Raw genomic sequence first — 19,368 nt, forward strand, 5'->3', positions numbered from 1 at the left:
TTCGTGATAACCCACGTATTGCGCAAGCTGCATCTGTGGCTGGCCTTGGTCAGCGCTGTGTTTGTGCTGATCCTGTCGCTGACCGGCAGCCTGTTGGTATTTGGCGCGGACATTGAACGCGGTCTGAACCCCGGGCAATGGAGCCGCTCGGCGCCCGGCGCCGACTTCAATCTCGATGAGCTGCTGGCCACTGTGACGGCGCAGACCGACACCCCGGTGCGTTTCATCCAGCTGCCCGAGCACGGGGACGAGGCTTTGCTGCTCAGCATGAGCGATGGCCGCTATATCAACCTCGACCCGGATTCGGGAACTTGGCTCAAACACTATAAAATCGGCGACAGCTTCTATGGCTTTATGATGCAGCTGCATCGCTGGCTCGCCTGGACCACTGCCGACGGCAAGCGTCCCTTGCAGGATCTGGTAAGCCTTGTCTCGTTGCTGCTGATGCTGAACCTGCTGCTTGGCATGGCGCTATGGCTTAAACCCAAGGCCCGCCTCAAACGGTTGAAGGTGAAGTTTTCCGCCAATCCCAGAATAGTGCTGCGCCAGCTGCACGGCACTTTGGGGATCCTGACAGGGATCTGCTTGCTGCTTATCGCCTTCACTGGCATCGCTTTTCATTGGCAGGGACCGACCCAATTTGTGGTCGAGGCGCTGACGGGGGAGAGCATTGAGTTGCCACAAGCACCGGTAGCAAGGCCTCAAGCTCAAGCAATTGAGGTTAGGAGTGAGATACCGGGGACAGGTGCCTTGGCAGCCTCTTTGCCAGGTTCATTGACAGCTTCAATGACAAGTTTAGAGCTGGCGCTTACCCGGGCGCAGCTTGCCCTGCCAGGTGCCAAGCCGTACCGCATCTATCCGGCAACGGCGGATAAGCCCGTGGCGCTCAGGATGCAACTGCCCGGCGAAACACACGCCAACAGCTGGGTGTGGCTGGACCCTTATTCGGCCGAGGTGCTTGGCAGCTATGATGCCAGTCGGACCAATTTGGCGACCCGGATTTGGCATTTCAGATACAAGTTTCACACCGGGGATTTTTGGCACGGGTCACTGCGCTGGCTGTGGCTGCTGCTGTCGCTGTTGCCGGCGTTCTTTTGTCTCAGCGGTCTGTACCTCTATTGGCGGCGGCAACCTGCTTGGCGACCGCGGCAGGCAAGGGGGCGGGCTCAAGGGCTTGGGTGCGGGAGGCTGCATGACACAGCGACCTCCTGAGGGGGCTCAGAGCATTATCAGGCTCAATTCATAACCCGTGTATTTGCAGATAGTGATCACCCCGGTATCAAAAATCAGGCATAGGCCCTTGATGCCTGGCCTTCCCCGAGATCAGTACTCGGGCGACAATCACTTTCATCACTGCGTTCCAGCACTCCTGCCAGGCCAAAACATTCCTGCCAGGCAAAACAGCGCGCCATCAAAAGTCTTGAATTAAGCAGGGCCGGGGCATAGACATCCGGTGCTGCTTTCATGATCTGCGCCGCACTGCTTAAAAAAAGATCTTGAAACTCACAATCCATTCACATAGTTTATACAAATGTAAGCGCTTACATTGAGGCGGCAAGATATCCGCGATACAGGCGTTTGCACAGCATATCTTCCAATTAACACTATGGGTTGGGCTCCAAAAATGATTAAGAATTCTGGAACGACCAAATGTATTTCTCTTGGATTCCTGATGGCGGCGTTGCAGGGATGTGGGGGCGATACCAATACCAACACAGATTTGAGCTCAGTCAAACTTGATGGGCCAACGGCAGGTTGGCAGCTGGTCTGGAGTGACGAGTTTGAAGGCAGCAGCATAGATGCGGCCAAATGGGCACACGAGGTGGATTGCGCCGGGGGCGGCAATCAGGAGTCTCAGTGCTATACCGCGGATGCGGCAAACTCCTTCGTTGCCGATGGCATGCTGAACATAGTGGCATTGAAGGCGCCCGAGGGCGCTGAAAAGCCCTATACGTCGGCCAGACTGACAACCAAAGGCAAAGCGGATTTTACCTATGGCCGCTTTGAAATGCGCGCCAAATTACCGTCCGGACAGGGCAGCTTGCCAGCCTTCTGGATGCTGCCCACTGACAATGTTTACGGTATCTGGCCCAGAAGCGGTGAAATCGATATTGTCGAGGGGGTGAATCTTAAAGCCGCTACCACTGACGGCAATCCTGAAGCCTATGTTCACGGCACTCTTCACTACGGCCGTGAATGGCCCAAGAATGAGCATTCCGGCAAGGCCTATTTGCTACCCAATGGTGCCAATCCGGCCGATGATTTTCACACCTATGCCATTGAGTGGCAGCAGGGTGAAATCCGCTGGTATGTGGACGACTACCTCTATGCCACCCAGAGACGTTCTGAACTGAGATACAACTCCAAGGGCGAGGCCGTTGGCCTGGCCCACAAAGGCTGGTTTACCGAATACTACGATCAGTCCAGCGGTGATTTGCAGCTCAGCTGGAGTGATGCGCCATTTGATGAAAAATTCCATCTGATAGTTAACTTTGCCGTGGGTGGCTACTGGCCTGTCTCGGTGAATGAAACCGGTATCGACGACACAGCCTTTAACGAAACCAATAAGTATCAAATTGATTTTGTAAGGGTCTATCAGTGCGCAACCAACCCTGATACGGGCAAGGGTTGTGAAACGGTACGTCCGGGCTACGACAAGTCAGAGGACGCGCTGGTGGAAGGTAAGGCGCCAGTACCTGTCCCCCCTTCTGATGGCACGCCAAAAGATCTGCTGATTTTCGACAGTAGCCCCAACCCTAACTGGGCTGCCTGGGATTGCTGCGGTGGTTCCACCCCTGGTCTGGTGGACGACGCCGACAAGGGTGCTGTGTATCGCTTTGTGGTAGGCGACAGCCCCACAGTCAACGGCTTTATCAGCCGCGCAGCCTTTATCACCGATCCTGCCGGTGTCCCCAGTCCCTTTGATGCAGCGCCCATTGAGGCAAGTGGCGTATTGAGCTTTGCCATGAAAGTGGTGAGTGCGCCGGCAAATCCCGGCTCAACCTGGATGATGAAGGTTGAGAGCAACGAAGGCGCGACTGCCGTTGAACTGCCGCTGACAGCAAGCAGTGAAGGTGCGGCACCTGCCGTTGGTCAGTGGCAAACCTTCAGCTTCCCGCTGTCTGAGCTGGCGGCCAAAGGCCTGGATCTGTCTGCTATCGATGTGGTGATGGTGTTCCCCGCCTGGGGCACCGGCAGCGGCGCCGAGTATCTGCTCGATGAAGTGAAGATTGCCCGACCCAATGCGAGCCTGCCGTCACTGACCATCTTTACCGACAACGAGAACCCCGATTGGCCTATGTGGGACTGCTGCGGTGGCTCGACTCCGCAAGTGGTCTCTGATGATGCAGAGCACGGCATAGTGTCTGAGTTCAGCATTGGTGCCAGCCCCACTGTGATGGGCTATATCAACCGCACTGCACTCGGTGGTGGTGGTAATCCCTTTGATGCCTCAACCCTGTACGAAAACGGAGTGGTGCAATTTGACTTGAAAGTGGTCAATGCGCCGTCCACCGCAGATGCGCCCTGGCTCTTTAAAGTGGAGTCTGACAATGCGGCATCTGCCGTGGAACTGCCGTTAACCAGCAGCATTGAGGGCGTGGTGCCATCTTCTGAATGGCAAACCTTCAGCTTCCGTCTGAAAGATTTGGCCGATGGTGGTTTGGACTTGAGTGCCATCGACGTGTTGATGATGTTCCCAGCCTGGGGGCAGGGTGAAGGTGCGGTTTACCGAGTTGATAATGTTAAAATTTATCAGCCCGGCAGCGGCGCGCCATCCGCCTTCAGTCTGTTTGCTGATACCGTGGCAGATGCCTGGTCAATTTGGGATTGCTGCGCCGGTTCAACCCCCACGGTTGAGGCCGATGATGCTGCCCATGGCGCCGTGGCGGAGTACGTGATTGGCGCCCAGCCAACTGTAGTGGGCTTTTTCGCCGAGGACGGTGTCTATCACGATGCATCCGCTGCTGTGGATACCGGCGTGGTGCGTTTTGAGATGAAGCTGGTTTCTGCACCAAACGATTCAAGCTCGGTCTGGAAATTCAAGATTGAATCCGGTGATGCCAGTACCGCCGTTGAGCTTAATCTGACCGACAGTACCGAAGGCGCCGCACCTGTTGTAGGTCAGTGGCAGACCTACACTTTCCCGCTCAAGACCCTGGCAGATATGGGGCTCGATGCCAGTGCCATCGATGTGGTGATGGTGTTCCCTGCGTGGGGTACCGGTGAGGGAGCGGTGTTCCGACTCGATAACGCACTGATAGGCACGCCCTGAACCACCTAACCTTTGGCATGAATGGGAATGGCCCGCCGGACCTTGGAATTTGTCCGGTGTGGCCGCAGCGAAAGAATAAGAGGCAATTATGTTAGATAAGGCATTTAAGCGTAACCGGTTGTCTGCCGCGCTGGCAGCCATCCTCGGCGTTGGCGCCATCCCGCTGGCATTGGCGGCTGACGAGGCGGCAACCGCGGCCGATGGCGTCGTGGCGGCCCAGAACGGCGCAGACGAAGAGACCATAGAAGTCATTGAAGTACGTGGGATTAGGGGCAGTTTGTACCGCTCCATGGACTTAAAGCGTGGCGCCAACGGCGTGGTCGATGCGATTTCGGCGGAGGAGCTCGGTAAGTTCCCCGACACCAACCTGGCCGAATCACTGCAAAGAATAACCGGGGTCACGGTCAGCCGTGCCAACGGTGAAGGCAGCCAGATCACGGTTCGGGGCTTCGGGCCTGAATACAACCTCATTACCCTTAATGGCCGCCAGATGCCGGGTACTGGCTATACCCGCTCTTACAATCTGGAGAACCTGTCATCAGAGGGGGTGAAAACCCTGGAAGTGGTGAAAACTGCCCGTGCCGATACCCCAACCGGCGGCCTTGGCGCCACCGTCAATATCATTACCCACAAGCCGCTGGATAATCCCGGGCAGTCTTTCAGTTTTTCAGGCAAAGGTATTTATGATGAGTCAAATGAGCTGGGTGATGATGTCACGCCTGAGCTGGCGGCCATTTATAGCAATACCCTGTTTGATAATAGGTTTGGGGTCATGGTATCGGTTTCCCATCAGGAGCGGGATTTTCGCCAGCAAACGGCCAACAGCCAGGGTTGGATTGCCCAGACAGACAATAGCCGTTTGCCAACACTGGCGGGTGACAAAGGCATAGATGGGCGTGAGACCGATGCCGATGGCAACCCTGTCGCCCGTTTCCGTGATGCCGAAGGCAACGCAGTAGCGCCCTTTTTCTTCGCGCGGGACATGAACTTCAGCATCAATGATGTAGAGCGTGAACGCAGCAACGGCATGGTGACGCTGCAGTTTGTGGCGGCGGATAATTTGATACTGACCGCCGACTACGTGGCAACCCGGGCGTTGACCGCATCTGATGGCTTTGGTTGGGGGATCTGGAACTCCTCCACCGATGGTGCACCTGTGATTGGCTATGAGCTGGATGCCAACGGCACTGCGCTTTACTCAGATATCCGCGGTGGCGATGGCTCTTTTACCGCCAATCGCAGCACCACAGAAGTGAATGCCGAGTCTGTTGGCCTGAACATCGATTGGAGCCCCAACGAAGCCTGGCGCTTTACCCTGGACTATCACAACTCTTCCAACGAAATCGACAATGGTGCTGATAAGGGCCTTGGCAGTGCCGGCCAGGTGATTCTGGGCTCTGATAAGCTGGTTTCCAAGGTCTATGACTACCGCACAGGCGAGGTGCCCCATTTCCTGATTAATTGGAACAACGGCACCCATGTTCTGGATGCCGGTGACATAGACTCCAACTTCAGCCAGTTCATTCACTCTCCGGGCGAGAGTGACATCGAGCAGGTTCAATTCAACAGCAACTGGTACCCCGAGTTCAGTGAGCATCTGGTGAAGGTGGACTTTGGTGCCGCCTACACCAAGCAGACCATGTCCGGCACCACCGCCTGGAGCGGCCTGCGTGGTGGCCCGGGCTTTAATCCGTCCTATGCGGAAATCTTCCCCGATGCCATGTTTGTGCTGCAGGATGCCTCTGGCTTGCTTGATGCCCTTGGCGGTGGCGGCAGTGAACTGATGCCCGATTACTACTACACCTTCAGCTTTGATGAGGCCGTGGTCCGTCAGCTGGCCTTTATCACCCCCGAGATAGCGGGTGACAACTATTACTCCATCGATCCTTACTTTGATGGCGTTGACAGTGCCAGCCTGGTGGAAGAAAAGACTTTGGCGCTTTATCTCACCACCCAATGGGGTTTTGATATTGGCGATGTGCCGGTGAATGTGAATTTCGGCCTCAGATACGAGCAAACCGATGCTTCAAGTACGGTCAAGCAACGGGTTGAGAGTCAGGTGGTGTGGGCCAGCCCCACCGAGTGGATCATGCAATATGCTCCCGGTGGCGATGACAACTACTTCACCCAGGGGGGGGATTACGATGTCTGGTTGCCTATGCTGGATATCAGCGCCGAGCCACTGGAGGATGTGGTGGTACGCTTCTCGGCCGGTAAAACCATAGCCAGGCCGCTCCTTGGCGATATGGTGGCAGGACGAAGCCTGAGCGGCAGCCCGAAAATCGGTGCCCGCCGCGGTGGTCTGGGTAATCCGGGCCTGCTGCCGCTGGAGTCGGTGAATTTGGACCTGTCGCTGGAGTATTACTACGGTGATGCCAGTTATGCGGCCATTGGGTTATTCCATAAAGACGTGGATAACTTTGTCTCCCGCTCGACCACTCAGCTTACCATTGAGGGACTGCACGACGTTTACGACAGCCCCAGATACCGGGAAGCCATCAGTCAGTTGGAAGCTGCAGGCACGCCGGTAAGTGAAAACACGATTTTTGAGCAGATGATTGCCAATGGTCATGGCAATGCCGACGGCCAGATAGTGCCGCTCGCCAGCGATCCGCTGATTGTGTGGGACATCACCAGCCCCATCAACAGCGACAGCAAATCGGTGCAGGGGATTGAGCTGGCGCTGCAGCACGTGTTTGGCGAGTCAGGCTTTGGTTTCGGGATTAACGGCACTTTTGTGGAGGGAGACGTTGAATTTGACCCCTACAGCCTGGCGCAGCAGCAGCCATTGGAAGGTCTGGGTGACTCGGCCAACTTCCAGGCCTTTTATGAGAAAGACGGTCTGTCGGTGAAACTGACTTACGCCTGGCGTGACAGCTATCTGATTGGTGTGGGGCAGTCTCAGGGCTCCGCCGATGCGCCGCCCCAGTATGCCAAGGCCTTTGGTCAGCTGGACGCCAGCATTAACTATGATGTAAATGACTATCTGACGGTGTTCTTTGAAGGTATCAACCTCAATAACGAAACCGAACAGGGCTATGGCCGTTTCGAAGAGCAGTTCCTGTTTGCCCGCCAGTACGGCAGCCGTTACGCTCTGGGTGCAAGAGTGCGCTTCTAAGGTGCTGCCTTTAAAAGAGGCATAAACGAAAAACGCCGGGCAATGCCCGGCGTTTTTATTGGCGGCAGATTATCTTTTTTCAGTACTCGATACTGACTTCATAACCCGTGTATTTGCGGATATTGATCACCCCGGTATCAAAAATCAGGTATTGGCCCTTGATGCCGGTCAGCACGCCCTCAATGATGGGAGCCTTGTCCAGATTGAAAGAGGTCACCTTGGTCGGGAACTTGGTCACCGGGAAATCGATGGGCTGGGGTTGGCTGACAAGTTCTTGCACCGCATCCTCGCCAAACTCGGCGCGAACTTTGGCAATCACAGGCGCCACTTCACTGAGTAAACGCGCAGCTTCGGCGGCCAAATCCATATTGGCATTGTTACCCTTTAACATGGCCTGCCAGTGGGTTTTGTCGGCCACGTGTTTGGCAATTTCCACTTCAATCAGACCGGAGATTTTGCGCGAAGCGACCTTGAGGACCGGCAGCCCCTGGGTGGCGCCCTGATCTATCCAGCGGGTGGGGATTTGGGTGTGACGGGTAATACCGACCTTGAGCCCGGACGTGTTCGACAGATAGACGAAGTGGGGCACGAAACAATGACTCAGTCCCCATTCGGGCTCACGGCAGGTGCCTTTATCAAAATGGCAGGTTTCGGGTTTGAGTATGCACATATCGCAGCTGGCGAGCTTTTGCATGCAGACGAAACAATGGCCTTCGGAGTAGCTTTTCTTGGTTTTACGGCCGCAATTGCAGCAATAGATATTCCCTGAGTAGATAAGCTGCAATGGCTTGCCTATCAGCGGATTGAGGGCAACCTCTGTGTCACCTAGCATCAGGAAGTAGTTGGCTATGCCCTGGGCGTCTAGCCCGGTACGCATTTTTGTCAATGTGCCTTGCATGGGGGTCCTTGCGGCTGTTGCTGTGATGGGAAAGTGGTTTTCCCCCGTGATTATTACCCCAGTGTACCAGCAGCCTTGGTCAAGATAAAAAAAAGCCGCGGCATCAGCCGCGGCAAAGACCTCTCCCGGGGGATGGAAACCCCGGGATTTCCCACTTTTACAAGCTCGCTATCAGAAGCTGTAGCGAGCACCTATGGCGTAACGGGCAGCGTTTTGCTGAGCCAGCAGCATTTGCTCCTCGTAGCGACCGTAAACGCGCTTTTCCTGCTCCAGAATGTTGATACCTTCAGCGAAGATGGACAGATTGTCGGTAAGCTGGTAGCTCACGCTGAGGTCCAACTGACCAAAGGCTTCGGTGAACTGTGGCGCGGGGCCACCGGCTTCTGCCTGACCCATGCCAGAGAGGAAGGTATCGCGCCAGTTGTAGGCCAGACGCGCCTGCAAACCATCTTTCTCATAGAACACGGAGAAGTTGGCGGAGTCTGACATGCCGGGCAGGGCAAACTGCTCATCCACGCGCTCCACATCGTACTTGGTGTCACCGGAGACCAGGGTATAGTTGATGCCGAAACCGAAGCCGGTATCCCAGAGCCAGTGTTGCCAGGCCAGTTCCAGGCCGTGGATATTGAGATCTTCCACGTTGTTTGGCTTGCTGATGTCCCAGCTGGCGATCGGGTCGCCACCAGCCTGGGGCACGCGGCCTTCGGCATTGCCATAACCATTGTCGATCAGCCATTGGAACACGGCTTCATCGCTGGGGGTTTCGTTGTTGGCGATAAGCTCGGCACGGGCCTGCTCGGCGGCAGCGCCTATGTAAGGATCGCGCAACCAATCGAATTCCACCTTGGAAATGGTGTTCACCAGGAAGTTTTCCACCTCCTTGTTGAAGTAACCAACCGACACGTAACTGGCGTCGTCATAGTAGTATTCCAGCGACAGATCTATGTTGTTGGAGCTGAATGGCTTAAGGGCCGGGTTACCTGCGAAGCCGGTGCGCGAGCCTACCTTAGGGATGGGCGTCAGCGATGTGGTGGCGCGCATTGAACCCAGGGTTGGACGGGTAATGGTGCGGCTGTAGGAGAATCGGGCAATAACGTCTTCCATCAGCTCCAGATTGATATCCAGATTGGGCAGGAATTCCTTGTAGTCATGGCTTTCATGGCTGAAGGAGAAATCTTCGGCATAGATGGTCTGCCACTCGGTGGGGTTGAGCCACACCAGTTGCTGGGCTTCTTGCTGCATGGAGCTGGCGGTCACATCGGTTTGCTCATAACGCAGACCTGCAACAATGTTCAGCGGCATGCCGTTGAAGTCGCTGTCGATATTCGCCTGGATATAAGCCGCTGTGGTGTCTTCCTTAATCAGGTGATCGTCCTGCCAGGGGGCTGCCACATATTCCACGTCGTACAGGGCCTGGGCCTTGTCCATGGCGGCCTGCTGATCGTAGGTGTAGTAGTAGGGGATCAGCATGTCGCTGCCACCACCTGAGAAGTCAGACAGGAAATCCGAACCCAGACCCACGTAGCTGACGTCATCCTTCCACAGGCCCATATTGCCATACCAACCGGCGCTGATGGGACCGGTATAGGAACCCTGGGCACGGGTTTCCATGGAGGTGAAGGACAGGCCAAAGTCGATGGATGACAGGGCGTCGCTCTTCTCATTCACCCAGTGACCGTCGAACTGGTACTGGTTGACATCTGTCTCGTTGCGACCGGCACGCACACCGGCAAACAGTGACGCGTAATGTTCAGGCAACAGGTGGGGTTCACCGGCGGGATTGAGGCTGGCGTAGTTGGCTCCCAGCAAGGGGATCTCTGTGCCGGTGGCATCGTAGGTTTTGTCTGCAACGTTCAGGGCGCCGAGGATGAAGAACACGTTGTCGGCGCTGTTGCCCAGGGTGCCTTCGGCGGTGGCCTTGGAATCATGGGCATCGAATGCCAGCTCAAGGTTATCTGTGGCCTGCCACTTGATGTTCAGACCCAAAGACTTGTTGATGTTGTCAGAGGCATTCTGTTGCATGGTGCCTGAATAGTCACCGCCCACTTCGGTCACATAATCAAAGGTGCCGTTTTCATTGATATGGGCGTAGGTGGCGTTGCCAGGGCCCGAGAACCACAGACCCCAGGTGTCGGTGTTGGAGACATCGGACAGTTTGGAGTAAGTGTAATCAGCGGTCAGCTCCAGTCGGTCGGATGGGGCATATTGGAATACCAGCTGGGCGTTGCTGCGGTCACGTTCGGTAGCCTGGCTGGCAAAACCCATGTTGCGGGCATAAAAGGTGTTGCCGTAGGGGTTTTTGCTTTCATTGACCACCACGGCATTGGGGTTCAGTTCACCGTCGATGTTCTGGCGCCAGCCATCTATGGTTGCCTTCTTGAGGTTGCTGTCACGCTTCTGGTATGACGCAGTCAGACCCAGGCCCAGGGTGTCATCCATAAAGGTATTGCTTAAAATACCGGATATTTCGGGTGTTATCTTGCTGCCTTCATCCAGGCCGACTTCATGGTGTCCCTTCACGCTTACCGTGGCCACCAGATCACGGGTGTCAAAGGGGCGGGCGGTACGGATATTGATGGTTGAACCTATGCCGCCAGAGCTGATATCGGCCTTACCGGTTTTGTAAATTTCCACACCACTGACGGCATCGGATGCCAGGTTGCCAAATTCAAAGGAGCGGGTAGATTCACCGGCCACCTGGGCCGTGGGCATGGTGCGGTTGTTGAGCAGCACCAGGTTAAAGTCGGGGCCGAAACCACGTACCGTGACCTTGCTGCCCTCGCCGTTGACCCGGTCAATGGACACGCCGGTGATACGTTGCAGTGATTCTGCCAGGTTGGTATCCGGAAACTTACCTATGTCTTCGGCCGAAATGGCATCAACCACACCGGCAGACTGGCGCTTGAGCTCCATGGATTTGGCCTGGGAACCACGTATACCGGTTACCTGGATAACTTCGATGTTGCTGTCTTCTGGTGCATCGGCCGCGTACACGGGAACAGCGGTCAACAGACCCAGTCCCAATGACAGGCTGGTGGCCAACTTGGTTTTTTTGAATTGTTTATGTCGCATCGGTTCCTCTCCCTCAGACCTTGGCCGCAGTACACAGTCTGGGCCAATTTTAATGATTAGCCTGCTTTTACGCCGGCATACCACAACCGCTGCCAGCACAAATGTAAGCGCTTACATAAAGTAGGGTAAGGTCAATTTGATGTCAATCATCTTGTTGGTAAATGTTTAATATATGTTGCATTAGCCCTTGCTTATTCGGACTTAATGTTTTGATTTAATGTGAAAATGAAAATAAAAAAAGCGAGGAAGAAAATCCTCGCTTTAATGAGTTGCAACGCCGTTCAGCTCAGCTTGGCCACCGAATCACGCACCACAAGTTCGGGTTCAAATTTGTGGTTGAACACGGCATCGCGGCAATCGTACACCTGCTGCAATACCCAGTTGGCGGCCATTTTACCCATGGACTGGATGGGGTTGGTAACCGTGGTCAGTTTGGGGGAGATATAACGGGGGAAGGGGATGTTGTCGAAGCCCACAAAGGAAATGTCTTCAGGCACCTGCAGGCCGCGCTCCAGGCACAGGGCAATGGCACCCGAGGCCATCTGATCGTTGGCGCAGACCACGGCCGTGAACGACTTGCCGCTGTCCAACAGTTTGGCCATGCCTTCATAGCCGCCTTCCTCGATAAAGTTGCCCTCATGGAACAGGGCCTCATCGAAGGGAATGCCTTTTTCCGCCAGCGCCTGCTTGTGTCCCTGCAAACGCTCACGGGCATCGAGTTTGAACAGGGGGCCGGAAATGTAAGCCACCTGGCGGTGCCCGGCATCCAACACAAAGCGACTGGCCAGATAGCCACCCTTGAGGTTGTCCAGATGGACACAGTATTCGGCGATACCATCCACCATGCGATTGATCAGCACCACAGGGGTCTTTCCCCGGCACAGCTGCACCAGATAGTCATTGCTGACGATTTCCGCATCCACGATCAGTGCGTCACATCCCCTTGAGAGCAGAAACTCGACGGCATCTTTTTCCTGGGCCTCATCGCTGTGGCCAGCGGCGATGATCACATGCTTGTTTGCCGCCCGCAGCACGGACTCCACTTCCCGCATCATGGGGCCGTAAAAGGGACCGTCCAGTTGCGATACCAACACCCCCACGCTGTTGGAACGGTTGGAGGCCAGGGACTGAGCTATGGTATTGGGCCTGTAGTCCAGCTGCTCCATGGCATCCATGACCTTTTGACGGGTCTTGTCGCTGACCTTGCCGGTGTTGTTTACCACCCGGGACACTGTGGCCAGAGAAACCCCCGCCAGAAAGGAGACGTCGTAAATTGTGGCCATAAGGCTGACTTTCCTTGGATCTTTATGCGCTTGATTGCTGCTCCAGAGCCTGGTGTATTTCAGCAACCCTTTGGCCGTTCAGTGTATATCGTCTCATGACAAAGGCAACCAGCACCGAGCCTATTGCCGGGTAGAAGGTGAAACAGAGCAGGATCCCGGACAAGGTTTGCTCAGATTGGGCCTGATCGGCCTGGTAGCCATAGGCCGCCAGCAGCCAACCGGCCAGGGCTCCGCCAATGGCCAGGCCCATCTTGATGAAGAAAATCACCGAAGAGTACACCAGGCCCGTGGTTCTGATGCCCGTTTTATACTGTCCATAGTCCACGGTATCGGCCATTTTGGCCCACAGCAGCGGTGTGCCCATGTTGATGGTGAAGTTCCAGGCCCCGTACAGCAGCAATGCCGGAATATAATCCGCGGCAGGCACGAACCAGGCCAGGCCGCACAGCACTGCCGCCGCCAACTGCAAGCGGATATAGGCCTTGACCTTGCACATGCGATCGGACAACCACTTGGCCAGTGCCATGCCAAACAAATTGCCGATAACCCCAGTGGTCACGAAGATGCTGATCATCTCCCCCTGATTGAGGAAATATTTAACGTAGTAGATGGCAAGGGTGGTTTTGAGCACTATGCCGGTCAGTAAAAAGATGGCCGCCGCCGACAATACCCGCCATTGGTCATTGGCCCACAGGGCCTTCATGGCGAGCTTGAGATTGCTGCCTGAATCTTCCACCTTTCGGTCCCGCTCACGGGTACCGGCAAAGCAGGCAAGAAACATCAGGGTGCCCACTATGCTCATGGCGAGCATGGTCAATTGGTAGCCCTTGGCCTTATCACCGTTGCCAAACCAGTCCACCAGGGGCAGGGTAAGGGCGCTGACCATCAAACCGCCGAGCATGGCAAACACAAAGCGATAGGTCTGTACCGATACCCGCTCGGCCGGATCCGTGGTCAGGGTGGCCCCCAGGGCACAGTAGGGAATATTAATGGCGGTATAGGCCAGCATCAGCAGGGCGTAGGTCAGCAGGGCATAGAGTTCCTTGCCGCTTTGACTGAAGTCCGGGGTGGTAAAAGCCAGCACGCTGATGGCGCCAAAGGGGAAGGCGAACCACAGCAGGTAGGGGCGGTAACGCCCCCAGCGGCTTTGGGTGCGATCGGCCAGGTAGCCCATCAGGGGATCGGTGACCGCATCCATCACCCGCACCGCCAGGAACATGGTGCCGACAAAGGCCGCCGATATGCCAAAGATATCGGTGTAAAAAAATGTCAGGAACAGCATAACCGTCTGGAATATGATGTTGCTGGCGGTATCGCCGAGCCCGTAGGCGACTTTCTCTCTGACGCTTAACATGCTGCCTCCCGGGCTATTTGGTTAATGATGCACGTTTTTGTGTCATCAGGCCACGGTATGCCTGGGCACTGGATTTGAGCACCCGTGCCTGGCTCTGATAATCCACATACACCAGCCCAAAGCGTTTGTTATAGCCCTCGGCCCATTCAAAATTGTCCATCAAGCTCCAGGCAAAATAACCGCGGATATCGACTCCGTCGCGGATGGCGGTGTCCACCGCCAGCAGGTGCGTTTGCAGGTACTCCAGGCGCATGGGGTCGTGGACTGCGCCGTCCACCAACTTGTCATCTTCGGCCGCACCGTTCTCCGTGATGAAAATCGGTGGCAGGGTAAAGGCCCTATTGAGTGACACCAAGAGGTCGGTCAGTGCCGCCGGCACTATTTCCCAGCCCATGGCGGTGCGGGGTACCCCCTCAATGCGGACCTCTTCAAAGCCCAGATCGCCACCGGCACGGTACACATTACGGGTGTAATAGTTTATCCCCAGATAGTCCAGTGGAGCACTGATGATAGCCATATCGCCGTCCTCTATGGGCGGACGTTCATCGCTTGCCAACGCCTCCATGATGTCCGGGTAACGTCCCTCCATCAAGGGTTGCAGGTACCAGAGATTGAAATACTCATGGGCCAGTTGGGCGGCGCGGGTATCGGCCTCGCAATCGCTTTGGGGATAGGCCGGGCCGAAGTTCAGCACTATGCCTGCCAGCGCCTTGGGGGCCAGTTGCCTGAGTTCAGCCATCGCCAAACCATGACCGAGCAATAAATGATGGGCGGCAGAGCGTCCCATGGCCCGGCTTTGGTGGCCGGGGGCATGTATGCCGGTTTCGTAACCGAGAAACGCACTGCAGAAGGGTTCATTGAGGGTCGAGTAGGCATAAACCCTGTCACCGAAGGCCTGTGCCACGGCCCGGACGTAATGGGCAAAGGCATGGGCCGTATCCCGGTTCAGCCAGCCGCCTTTGTCTTCCAGGTATTGGGGCAGATCCCAGTGGTACAGGGTCACAAAGGGCTTGATGCCACGGTGGTTAAGTTCATCGAGCAGGTCAATGTAGAAGGACATGCCGTCCCGGTTGACGCTGCCATCGGCGTGCATCACCCGGCCCCAGGACACCGACAGCCGGTAGGCATCGACACCCAGGTTATCAATCAGATCCACATCATCACGCCACAGACGCACATGATCGCAGGCGACGCTGCCATCTGAGCCATCGGCAATTTTGCCCGCAGTGGCACAAAAGGTATCCCAGATACAAGGCAGGCGACTGTCGGCCGCCCCTTCTATCTGGAAGGACGCTGTTGCCACGCCAAACAAGAAGTTATCGCTCATCATGGGCGAGTCAGCCGGCAGTTTGAAAGGGGGGATCTGTGTCATGGTTGTTGTTTCCTGGTGGTCAATCCCGGCATCGAGGCACATTTCCGGGGGTAAAATTTGTTGACATTAGTAAAGCCGATGTTAAAAATGAAAGCGCTTACATTAATCTAGTGGCAGATGAAACAAAGGTCAATGCCAAGGTGCCCAAGCCACCTGGTGGACCGACAAGCCACAGTGTCATTCAAGGGGAGAAAAGATGGCCGCGACACCCATTTCCAGCACAGGCGGCGTTGCCGTCCCGGCAGCGGGAGAAACCTTCCGTTTTGCACTCGGATCTCTGACCACACTGTTTTTTATGTGGGGTTTTATCACTTGTCTCAACGACATTCTGATCCCGCACCTCAAGGCGGTATTTTCGCTCAATTACACCCAGGCCATGCTGATCCAGTTTTGCTTCTTCGGCGCCTACTTTCTGGTGTCTGTGCCGGCCGGGGTTCTGGTCAAACGCCTGGGATACCAGAAGGGCATAGTGGTGGGGCTGTTAACCGCGGCACTGGGCTGTGGCCTGTTTTATCCTGCGGCGGTGTCGGCGACTTACAGCGTGTTTCTGGGAGCGCTGTTTGTGCTGGCCAGCGGCATTACTGTGCTGCAAGTGGCGGCCAATCCCTATGTTACTGCGCTGGGGCCGGTGGACACAGCTTCGAGCCGTCTGACGCTGACCCAGGCCTTTAACTCCCTTGGCACCACCATAGCGCCGGCCTTTGGCTCGGTGCTGATCCTGTCGGTCGCCGTCGGCGCCTCCGCCGAGGCGGAAGCCGATGCAGTCAAACTGCCCTATCTGTTGCTTTGCGGCATGCTGATAGTGCTGGCGGCGGTGTTTGCTTTGCTGAAATTACCCCACATCCATGACCAGGAAGATGAGGTCGCGGCGACAGGACAGAGTGCCCTGAGCCATCGCCATCTGGTGCTGGGTGCGGTGGGGATATTCGTCTACGTGGGCGGTGAAGTCGCCATTGGCAGCTTTCTGGTGAATTTTTTGGGTGAATCCCATGTGGCAGCCATGGCCGAGGCCGATGCGGCCCATTACATTGCCTTTTACTGGGGCGGCGCCATGGTGGGGCGCTTTATCGGTGCGGCCGTGATGCAAAAAGTGGATGCCGGCAAGGTACTGGGATTCAATGCAACCATGGCCGCGCTGCTGGTGCTGGTTGCCATGAACAGCAGTGGCGCCATTGCCATGTGGGCGATTCTGGCGGTGGGGCTGTTTAACTCCATCATGTTCCCCACCATTTTCAGCCTAGCCCTTAAGGGCCTGGGACGTGCCACGGCCCAGGGCTCCGGCATCCTTTGCCTTGCCATTGTCGGCGGTGCCGTGGTGCCGCTGATGCAGGGACTGTTGGCCGATGCCGTGGGATTGTCTGCGTCCTATGTTTTGCCGGTCATATGTTATCTCTACATCGTCTTTTACGGTCTCAAGGGCTCGGTGCCCCGCGAAGAGGCTGCAAAATGAAACTGAATCGAATTTCCCTGTTGCTCGCCCTGTCATTGGGGGCATCGGCACCGCTGTTGGCGGACACAATGCAAGACTCGTTGCAGCTGGAGCGTTGGCCCGCCAAGGTATCCCCATTTAAGCCCGATGCCGCCCTTGAAGCGCGCATTGATGCCTTGCTGTCGACCATGACAGTGGCGCAGAAAGTGGCCCAGGTGATCCAACCCGAGATCCGCGATTTCACCGTGGAAGACATGCGCCGCTATGGCTTCGGCTCTTATCTTAACGGTGGTGGCGCTTTCCCCGGCAACAATGCCAGGGCCACGGCCGCCGATTGGGTGGCGCTGGCTGACAAGCTGCATCAGGCTGCCATGGACAGCAGCGAGGATGGCATTGCCATTCCGCCTATCTGGGGCACGGATGCGGTTCACGGCCATGGCAATGTGTTCGGTGCCACCCTGTTTCCACACAATATTGGCTTGGGGGCCGCCCGGGATCCCGGCTTGATTGCCGACATCGCCCGGGCAACCGCCAAAGAGGTACGCGCCACCGGCATAGATTGGGTGTTTGCGCCCACGGTCGCCATGGTGGAGGACCTGCGCTGGGGTCGCAGCTATGAGGGCTATGCCAGGGATCCCCAGCTTATCCGCGACTATGGCCACGCCTTTGTTGAAGGCATGCAGGGCAAGGTGGGTGACTCCTCCTGGTTGCAGGGAAAGCACACCATAGCCACGGTGAAACACTTCATCGGCGATGGTGGCACCCAGGATGGCAATGACCGCGGCGATACCCGCATCGACGAGCAAACCCTGATTGAGCGCCATGCCCAGGGCTACGTGGGCGCGGTGGCGGCCGGGGTGCAGACTGTCATGGCCTCGTTCAACAGTTGGAACGGCGAAAAACTCCACGGCAGCCGCTATCTGCTGACCGAGGTGCTGAAGAACCGTCTTGGCTTCGATGGCCTGGTGGTCGGGGACTGGCTCGGTCACGCCTTTGTACCCGGCTGTGATGGCACATCCTGCCCGGCAGCCATCAATGCCGGTGTCGACATACTGATGGCCCCCGGTGATGCCTGGAAACCCCTGTATGACAATACCTTGGCTCAGGCACAGTCGGGCGACATTCCGATGGCGCGGCTCGACGATGCGGTAAGGCGCATTCTCAGGGTGAAAATCCGTGGTGGTTTGTTTGATGCGCCTTCACCGGCAAAGCGCTTGTTGGCCGGTGAACAGCAGCAGATTGGCAGTGAGGCCCACAGAGCATTGGCCCGACAAGCCGTACGCCAGTCTCTGGTATTGCTGAAGAACAATGACCAAACGCTGCCGATAGCCGCCAACGCCAAGGTGTTGGTGATAGGTGATGGGGCCGACAATATCCCCAAACAGTCAGGCGGCTGGAGCATGACCTGGCAGGGCACCGAAGTGCAGAACCAGGATTTCCCCGGCGCGACCTCCATCTTCGCGGGCTTGGTGGCCGGTCTCAAGGTCGGTGGTGGTGAGGCCAGACTCAGTGTCGATGGCACAATCCCCGAGGGTTTTGAGCCGGATCTGGTTTTGGCTGTGTACGGTGAAGACCCCTATGCCGAGGGCAATGGCGATCGGGACAACCTCGAATACCAGCGCGGCGACAAGCGGGATCTCGCCATGCTCAGGGCCATCAAGACCACTAAGGGAACAGGACTGCCTCTGGTGTCCGTGTTCCTGTCCGGCAGGCCATTGTGGATGAACCCGGAAATCAACCTTTCCGACGCTTTTGTTGCTGCCTGGCTGCCGGGCACCGAGGGGGCAGGGGTGGCCGATGTTTTGCTCGCCACTCCCGATGGCAAGCCCGGCTTTGATTTCAGCGGCCGCTTGCCGTTTCCCTGGCCGGCGACCCCCTTTGATGACGGTTACGCCAAGCGGGATTCCGAACCCTTGTTTGCACAGGGAGAGGGACTGGCATACGCCAACCCGCGTCAGCTTGCCAAGCTTGATGAGCTGCAAAATAAGCTCAATGCCGCACCGGCAAGACTGCCGATTTTTGACCTCGCCATCAAGGCTCCCTGGCGCCTGACGGTGAATGACGGGCAAAAGCTGCACAGCGTAAGCGGCGGGATTTGGCAGCAGGACGCTCTGTCGGTGCGCAGCGTGAACTGGCAGGTACAGGAAGATGCCCGGCGCTTCAGCTTCGGTGCGCCGGCGACCTTGAGTTTCCGCGACGATTTTCCCATGGACCTGCGACGTTTTGATCCGCAAACGGCAGTGCTGAGCTTCTCCATGGCGCTGCAATCCCTGCCCGAGGGCGGAGCGCTGACACTGTCGATGGCCTGCGAAAAGAGCTGTGGCCGGGCGGTTGATATTGCCGGACACACCCGGGCCGATGGCCAGTGGCGCCACTTTGAAATGCCGCTTCGTTGCCTGGCATTGGGCGCCAATGAACTGGCTCAGGTGCTGAGCCCCATGACCCTGACCCTGAGCCAGGGCGGCACCTTGACCCTGGCCAGGATCGCCATAGAAGCCGGCAGTAACAGTGAGGCCGTGCGCCTGGATTGCGATGCCATTGCTGCAGCCCAGGGCCAGTGACCTGCGGC

Annotated in this window: 11 protein-coding genes; 5 read left to right on the forward strand and 6 right to left on the reverse strand. The window is 56.7% G+C overall.

All coding sequences use genetic code 11. The features are described 5' to 3' along the window. Window positions 1–3 precede the first annotated feature (3 nt). Complete coding sequence (locus JYB85_RS06015) at window positions 4–1,212, forward strand: PepSY-associated TM helix domain-containing protein (protein WP_207381462.1); 1,209 nt, start codon at window positions 4–6, stop codon at window positions 1,210–1,212. 74 nt (window positions 1,213–1,286) lie between these two features. On the opposite strand, the gene JYB85_RS06020 is transcribed toward JYB85_RS06015, so the two are convergent. Next, on the reverse strand, window positions 1,287–1,466 hold the full coding sequence (locus JYB85_RS06020) for a hypothetical protein (protein ID WP_207381463.1): 180 nt from the start codon (window positions 1,464–1,466) through the stop codon (window positions 1,287–1,289). A 158-nt stretch (window positions 1,467–1,624) separates the two neighbouring features. On the opposite strand from JYB85_RS06020, the gene JYB85_RS06025 reads away from it, so the two are divergent. Then, window positions 1,625–4,273: a glycoside hydrolase family 16 protein gene (locus JYB85_RS06025; protein ID WP_207381464.1), complete on the forward strand. Its 2,649-nt coding sequence runs from the start codon at window positions 1,625–1,627 to the stop codon at window positions 4,271–4,273. A gap of 88 nt (window positions 4,274–4,361) precedes the next feature. Then, window positions 4,362–7,391, forward strand: a complete 3,030-nt coding sequence (locus tag JYB85_RS06030) for a TonB-dependent receptor (RefSeq protein WP_207381465.1) — start codon at window positions 4,362–4,364, stop codon at window positions 7,389–7,391. Window positions 7,392–7,470: 79 nt separating this feature from the next. Here the strand turns inward: JYB85_RS06030 and JYB85_RS06035 are convergent, their stop codons facing one another. From JYB85_RS06035 to JYB85_RS06055, 5 genes are all read right to left on the reverse strand, one after another. Beyond that, the gene (locus JYB85_RS06035; protein ID WP_207381466.1) at window positions 7,471–8,289 is read right to left on the reverse strand and encodes a DUF2797 domain-containing protein; all 819 of its coding nucleotides are present in this window, start codon (window positions 8,287–8,289) and stop codon (window positions 7,471–7,473) included. Window positions 8,290–8,460: 171 nt separating this feature from the next. Continuing rightward, window positions 8,461–11,361 (reverse strand): TonB-dependent receptor, encoded by a 2,901-nt coding sequence (locus tag JYB85_RS06040; protein WP_207381467.1) that lies wholly within the window; start codon window positions 11,359–11,361, stop codon window positions 8,461–8,463. Window positions 11,362–11,642: 281 nt separating this feature from the next. Continuing rightward, window positions 11,643–12,644 carry a LacI family DNA-binding transcriptional regulator gene (locus JYB85_RS06045; RefSeq protein WP_207381468.1) on the reverse strand — a complete coding sequence of 334 codons (1,002 nt, stop codon included), beginning with the start codon at window positions 12,642–12,644 and terminating at the stop codon, window positions 11,643–11,645. A 22-nt stretch (window positions 12,645–12,666) separates the two neighbouring features. Beyond that, window positions 12,667–13,998 (reverse strand): glycoside-pentoside-hexuronide (GPH):cation symporter, encoded by a 1,332-nt coding sequence (locus tag JYB85_RS06050; protein ID WP_207381469.1) that lies wholly within the window; start codon window positions 13,996–13,998, stop codon window positions 12,667–12,669. A gap of 13 nt (window positions 13,999–14,011) precedes the next feature. Further along, a complete protein-coding gene (locus tag JYB85_RS06055) occupies window positions 14,012–15,370 on the reverse strand; it encodes a GH1 family beta-glucosidase (RefSeq protein ID WP_207381470.1) in 1,359 nt (452 codons plus the stop codon). 196 nt (window positions 15,371–15,566) lie between these two features. On the opposite strand from JYB85_RS06055, the gene JYB85_RS06060 reads away from it, so the two are divergent. Together JYB85_RS06060 and JYB85_RS06065 are read left to right on the forward strand one after the other, a co-directional pair. Beyond that, the gene (locus JYB85_RS06060) at window positions 15,567–16,820 is read left to right on the forward strand and encodes a sugar MFS transporter (protein ID WP_207381471.1); all 1,254 of its coding nucleotides are present in this window, start codon (window positions 15,567–15,569) and stop codon (window positions 16,818–16,820) included. Beyond that, window positions 16,817–19,360, forward strand: coding sequence for a glycoside hydrolase family 3 protein (locus tag JYB85_RS06065; protein WP_207381472.1), 2,544 nt, complete (start codon window positions 16,817–16,819; stop codon window positions 19,358–19,360). The genes JYB85_RS06060 and JYB85_RS06065 overlap by 4 nt, the downstream gene beginning before the upstream one ends. The last annotated feature ends 8 nt before the right edge of the window (window positions 19,361–19,368 follow it).

Origin of the sequence: Shewanella sedimentimangrovi (assembly GCF_017354965.1) — a bacterium.
GTDB classification, from domain to species: domain Bacteria; phylum Pseudomonadota; class Gammaproteobacteria; order Enterobacterales; family Shewanellaceae; genus Shewanella; species Shewanella cyperi.